This window comes from Gilliamella sp. ESL0232 (genome assembly GCF_013346885.1).
Lineage (GTDB): Bacteria > Pseudomonadota > Gammaproteobacteria > Enterobacterales > Orbaceae > Gilliamella > Gilliamella bombi.
Genome location: NZ_JAAEDW010000011.1, coordinates 96243 through 102242 on the forward strand (window position 1 = coordinate 96243; position 6000 = coordinate 102242).

Here is a 6000-nt window from a genome sequence, read left to right on the forward strand (position 1 = left end):
TCACCAAATTTCATATCATTGGCGGGATAAGTAGCGATGTGCCCTGTGGGTTATAATAATAGTGTAACAGTATGCTCTAGGTATCGTTTTTTTTAATTAGCCGCTAATCTTTGTTATTATTAAATAATTAGTGAATTAATTAATGGATGAGCAAAAGAATTAGATTAATTTTGCCAAATTTATATTTATGTTCTAAATGTATCATTATTTCGATAATAATTTATTTCATCAATCAGCCATTTATTATCATGCTCAAAGTCTGATTTATTTTGGGTTACATAGTCTAAAGAACCAACCAGCATCCATCCTCTTAAATTTAATCCTTTAACAGCAAGAGGCATTTCCATATCTTCTTCATCAAGATATATCTCATCATCATCTAAATTTTGAATGTAATCCCATGGAATATAATAAAACTCTGTATATTCTGGATTACTATTCCACGAATTTAAATTTGCATAAATCCATTCCCCTTGGTCTAGAAGATTAAGGTTCTTTATTAATTCATATATAGATTTAAAGCTATTCATTGGTATCCTCAAATTTCACTACAATACGAACCACCGCCCCATGAGTTCTTTCCTTCATAAGCCTTTAAGGTGATAATCAAGATATCTAGAGTTATGATCTTTCTTGCCAACTAACTGCAATAAACCACCGACTCTTTCATGATGGTACCATTTAGTTGACCAATCAATCCCAGTCAGTGCTTTTCCTAGGAAAACACCATTTTACCGGATAAAACTATCTCCAAAATTCCTGGATATTTACTTTCAATAGAAGCCTTAAGTTGAAAATCGTTTTATACATATCTTCTGGTAAACTCCCCCACCACAGATCAATTCAAACCACCCCATTAAACGCATACTGATACAGATTAACCCCCTTACAGCAACCCAATCGGATCTAGCTGGGTAAATCAGCCTATATCCGGAGCATAATACTTGAAAGTATTGTAATGTAAACTGGTTTTCCTGTCTAAATATTGTCCCTGATATCTGAGGTTTTGCTCTACTGATTCGTGTTCGATTTCATGAATCAGTTTTTCCCCATAGCTGAAAGCTGCATTCCCACAGTATTTCGCCGTTTGCATCGGTTAGTTCTTCCGGTACTTTCTAGTATTAATGAATAGCCTTTTATTTTGTTAAATATTTATTGACTAAACATTTTTCTTAATAAATTATGATAATAACACCCCTGAATACCAATTCAAGACGTATAAAGATTTAGATCTAATATTGTTTAGATCTTACTTATTTGTATTTTCATCTTTTCTAAGATTTTTTCTAAATTCATCTAGTCCTTCCGAACTCAAATCTTTAATATAGATTAATGTCGCTATGCCAGTTTTATTATTTACTTCTTTTAGCCATTCACAAAAATTATCAAATATAATATCGTCACATTCCTCTTGATATAAAAATCCAGTTTCTGTATGTGAGATCTCTAATTCCTCTAAAGCATCAATAAATTCCTTTTTATTTTTAATGAGCCAACTCATAGGTAGTTTAGTCATAATATCCATTAGCTTTAGTTCATCGTCATAATCTAAATAGGTTGTTTTATTTTTCAAAAAATTGTATAGTATATTCTCGTTCATAAATTAATATCCTGAGCCATCTAATAAAATCTGAGCCCCATTATTGTCACTACGAAAAGGTTCCCATATTACATCAGTTCTATGATTCTGCTTATTTAAGGTATTGGTAATACAAGCCATTAGACCATTTGCTAAGTTAGATGTTAGCCATTTGGCTTCCGCGGAAAAATCCGTGCCATGTCCATATATTTGATATCCATCACCCTTATACTTAAATCTAGCTCTTGAGAAACGATTAGGCTCAGTGTAACTATTCCCTAAAATAGTACAGCAAAAAAGTAGAAAATTCTCTATGATAAAAGAAATGGGGGATTTAATTATGAAAAAAATGACTGAACATCAAATCGTGGCTATTTTAGATAAACTGGGCTAAATCACATGATATAACCATTGATTATATCTAGCCCGGTGCCCTTATCAAAATGGCTATATTGAACGATTTAATCGTACCTATCGTACTGAAGTACTCGATTTATATCTTTTTAACAACTTAGCACAAGCAAGGAGAATAACTGAAGCATGGTTAACGATTTATAATACCGAAAGACCGCATGAGGTATTAAATAACATGACACCGATTGAGTATAAAACACTAAAACAAGCAGTTTAATTTTCTACGCGAGTTGTGTACTGCGTTTGGGGTATTTACAAATAAGCTTCGAGATGATATTAAATACTGCATTTCCGGATGCAAACAGTTTAGGAGATAAATATATGACTGAATGGACAGGTGTTATGTATGGCTTTTACACTAATAAGTTGATAGATGATGTATTTTCTTCATTGATCAAAAAAATAGCGTCTATTAATTATAAATATAAACAAGATAGTTTTCGAGATGAAGAATTTCTATTTTTCTATAAAAATGATGAAATGCAAGATTATCACCTTGAGAATGGCTATAATTTGGATATTAATGGTGAAGGTTGTTTTGGAGTTGAGGCAAAAAATACAACGTTGAATGGAATCGCTACACTATTTGAATTTGATAATGATTCTGATTTTGAACCTTATGATATAAATTTGCATTTTGATAATGTATGTTATTATTTACTCGTGTTACCTGAAGCAATTGAAAATTCAAATTTTTGCCAGAATATATATAATTTGTTTATTAATATTCTTAATGAAAAAATAAAATAAATACATATTCAACTGCGGACGCTTTATCCTGATAATCTCGATTCAGCTGTTGGGGTAGGTTAATCTGTATCATTATGTGCCTAATGGGTTGATTTGGTTTGATCTATTTGGTTAAAAAATAAGAAAACATCGTATGATGGTAAAAGTCGAAGAGATGCATTTAGATAGGTAAGCGTGGTGTTGGTATGCCAATCAATCACCATTACACGGTCATCTTTACGAGATAGCAATATTATGATTGCTGGAAATGGTCAGCAATAAAGTGAATGTATTGATAAAAAAAGAAAATCCACCTTCATTCAAGAGTATAGTTTTGGGTACTCTAAAACAGAACAGAGTCATGGTACTGAATCAAATATAATGTTAGACCTTCAAATAATCAGGATACTGGTTATGTTTCTGGAACTCCTGGTCATCATAATTTCTCTAAAGGAATTGATATGTGGTTTGAAAATGCATTAGGCAGAGAAAAAATTCAATTTATGTTTAATAACGAATTTAATTTTCAATCTATTGAATTGAATAGTGTTTCATTTGACAGCTATTCAGAGTTTAAATGTCATTTAAATTGCAAGGAAATCCCCAAAATTTACCCTAAAAAATGGGATAAAGTTGAATTTAATGCATTAAATTTAATTATTACTTTTAATGAGATAGTTCAGTTAAATATGTCTGGTTCAAAAATTGGTTTTTTCTGTTCACCAACCATCAATTCTTTTACTGATTATTCTGAAATAACAGTTCAACATAACAAATTACAACTTTACTGTAAATCAAAGTTTTTAATTATAGAAAGTATAACTCCCTATATAGATGAAAGATGGAATTAAAAATAAAGATGAAATAAATTTTTATTAGCTCGGTGCATCAAAAACATCAAATAGACCGCAAAGGGAATGCAGCTTTCAACTTTGGGATAAAACGGATTCAGGAAATCGAACACGAATCAATTGTACAAAATCAGATATCAGGGACGATATTTAGATAGTGGAAACCAGCTTACATTACAATACTTTCAGGGTATTATGATCTGGGTATAGGTAGATTTACTCAGCCATATCTAGTTGAATTGTTTGTGGCTTGAATCGTGGGGTTTGAGTTGTTTAAAATTCATTCGCGAATAAGAAAGTAATAATCTTGTTAAAGAAGTCGAGATTACAGGAAAATCGCATTAATCAAGTATCGATCATTTAATAGAACAGCTTTTTAAATAATAAAAATCTAGGTATTGGAACCAACGAATTTCTGAAGCTAGAGATCGATATGGGGCATATGTTTATTTTAGAGAAATAAATGATAGTATAATTGAAATATTAGGTTTAGGTAAATCTAACAAGGCTAACCAGCAAACAGTTATCAATGAAGTTTTAAAAGTATTTGGTATAGGAGCTTAAGTATTTTGAATATTAAAATTTTAAAATATGATCAAGATCTTAATCTGGTAAATGATAATGTTGATGTTGAAGTTTTTTTAGACAATGGAAAGCGGTATACTGCAACATTTTTCACTATCGAAAATATAATTTCTATTTTAAATAAGTATAAAGAAACAAAAGAGTGTTGTAATGGCTTATATTTTTGGGCATCAGATATGATTATTGTTGAAAGTTTAAATGACAAAATAATAAATAAAACGATACAGGATTTGATAAAAAATGAAGAATTTCATCATGCTTTTTCATTATTAGAGTAATTAACAAATGTAGAAAAGATCGCATATCTAAATATTCATAGTTTTTATTTCTTTGCTACCTTATTGTAGAAAATCCGCTATTAGTTTTGAAGTATAATGATACAGAAAATAGTATATGAGCCGATACAATATAATTCATATTATCAAGGATAGAATTTAGACAAGTAACTAGTTTATATTACAATACTTTCAGATATTATGCTCCAGATAGGACGCTTTACCCAGTTGGACCTGATTGGTTTAGCTGTGGTGGAATTAACCTGCATCAGTATGCCGCTAATGGATTGACTTGTATTGCTCCGTGGGGTTGGAATTATGTACCTTCAAAAAGAAAGAAACCAGTTAATTTGCCTAGTATGAAAAAGGTTAAAATAGATATGGATCATATTTTTGAACGACATAGTATGCAGGAAAAGTAATATTAATAAGCGGAAAGAAAGATTTATTTCCTAAGAATATGTCTCCAAAACAAATTGAACGTGCTGTCAGAGAAGCATATACTAATATTAAAGTCCTTAAATCTCAAGATGAACGAATTGGAACGAGGCACATCTGATAATATGATAATTGAAATTTGGGTAAATAAAGTTACTAAAAAAATTGAAACTGCTTATCCTAAAGGAGTCCTATAATGATTGATTTAATAATTAATCCTGATTCTATTCGTGTATCAAAAAGTGAAGTATCAACTCAAATATTTTCGGAAATATATTTCCAAATCGGAAATATATTTTTTCCAGACAAGAAATGGGATGATTTTACTGTCATTATATTAAATTGGTGGTTAAGAGAAGCTTGTAAAATTAAAAAAAATAATATAGCTAAAAAAAATAATGTAGCCCATTTTAGTTTTATGGATGGACCATTCTATTTTGAGGTTCATTTTGTTGGTGAAACCTGTAATATTAAATTTATAGATAATAGATATGATAAAAAGGAAGTAGTATATAGCGGTAAAATAGAATGCACCTATTTGTTTAACCTATTAAAGAAAAATGCAAATTTATTGATTCGAAATATACCTAGTGAAGCAGAAAAATTAAAAGATGTAATAGAGATAAAAAAAAGTTTAAAATTAATACAAAAACATATGAAATATTTTTAAATTTAAATTTTTTAATAAAATTTTAGTTGTAGGATTTACTAGCGTTGTTTACAGTAATTTGAGAAACTACTGTAATGAGTATACATAAAAAAACAAAACTAACGGCTTATCACAGACAAGAGATATGGCGCTTATATCATAAAGAAAAAATAACGGTCACTGATTTGGCAAAACGCTTTATGGTCAGTCGGCCTACCATTTATAATGTACTAAGGAAAGCCCGATTGAAGCTTTTTGTGCCTTTAACCAGTAAGAATGAACGTTATAAAACCATTCGTTATGGAATTAACCGTCTGGTTAAAGTCGAAAAATCGATTGAAGATAAATTAAGGCGGCAAGCTAAACGCTATAACAAAACCTATCCGGGAGAAATGCTACACGTTGATACCAAACGTTTACCTTTACTTAAAAATGAAACGAAACAGCAAACTAGAGAATATTTATTTGTCGGTATTGATG

7 protein-coding genes and 2 pseudogenes are annotated in these 6000 nt (G+C 30.2%); 6 read left to right on the forward strand and 3 right to left on the reverse strand.

Features of this window, described 5'->3' with window-relative positions; all coding sequences use genetic code 11:
* Positions 1-185: 185 nt before the first annotated feature.
* The 3 genes and pseudogenes from GYW75_RS11325 to GYW75_RS11335 form a co-directional block, all read right to left on the reverse strand.
* Positions 186-530: a hypothetical protein gene (locus GYW75_RS11325; RefSeq protein WP_065609572.1), complete on the reverse strand. Its 345-nt coding sequence runs from the start codon at positions 528-530 to the stop codon at positions 186-188.
* A 325-nt stretch (positions 531-855) separates the two neighbouring features.
* A pseudogene (locus GYW75_RS12845) lies at positions 856-1109 on the reverse strand (RHS repeat domain-containing protein); the annotation flags it as partial.
* 140 nt (positions 1110-1249) lie between these two features.
* Positions 1250-1600 carry a hypothetical protein gene (locus tag GYW75_RS11335; protein WP_174799415.1) on the reverse strand — a complete coding sequence of 117 codons (351 nt, stop codon included), beginning with the start codon at positions 1598-1600 and terminating at the stop codon, positions 1250-1252.
* A gap of 412 nt (positions 1601-2012) precedes the next feature.
* Here GYW75_RS11335 and GYW75_RS12850 point away from each other — a divergent pair.
* The 6 genes and pseudogenes from GYW75_RS12850 to GYW75_RS11365 all read left to right on the forward strand — a co-directional run.
* Positions 2013-2210, forward strand: a pseudogene (locus GYW75_RS12850) (integrase core domain-containing protein); the annotation flags it as partial.
* Positions 2211-2314: 104 nt separating this feature from the next.
* The gene (locus tag GYW75_RS11345) at positions 2315-2743 is read left to right on the forward strand and encodes a hypothetical protein (RefSeq protein WP_174799416.1); all 429 of its coding nucleotides are present in this window, start codon (positions 2315-2317) and stop codon (positions 2741-2743) included.
* A gap of 440 nt (positions 2744-3183) precedes the next feature.
* Entirely contained in the window at positions 3184-3573 is a 390-nt protein-coding gene (locus tag GYW75_RS11350; RefSeq protein ID WP_065609578.1) for an Imm50 family immunity protein, read from the forward strand.
* A 569-nt stretch (positions 3574-4142) separates the two neighbouring features.
* A complete protein-coding gene (locus GYW75_RS11355) occupies positions 4143-4436 on the forward strand; it encodes a hypothetical protein (RefSeq protein WP_085166087.1) in 294 nt (97 codons plus the stop codon).
* Positions 4437-5067: 631 nt separating this feature from the next.
* Complete coding sequence (locus tag GYW75_RS11360; protein ID WP_174799417.1) at positions 5068-5541, forward strand: hypothetical protein; 474 nt, start codon at positions 5068-5070, stop codon at positions 5539-5541.
* Between the two features lie 74 nt (positions 5542-5615).
* Positions 5616-6000, forward strand: a 385-nt coding sequence (locus GYW75_RS11365; protein ID WP_174799418.1) for an HTH domain-containing protein, incomplete at its 3' end; no start/stop codon positions are given.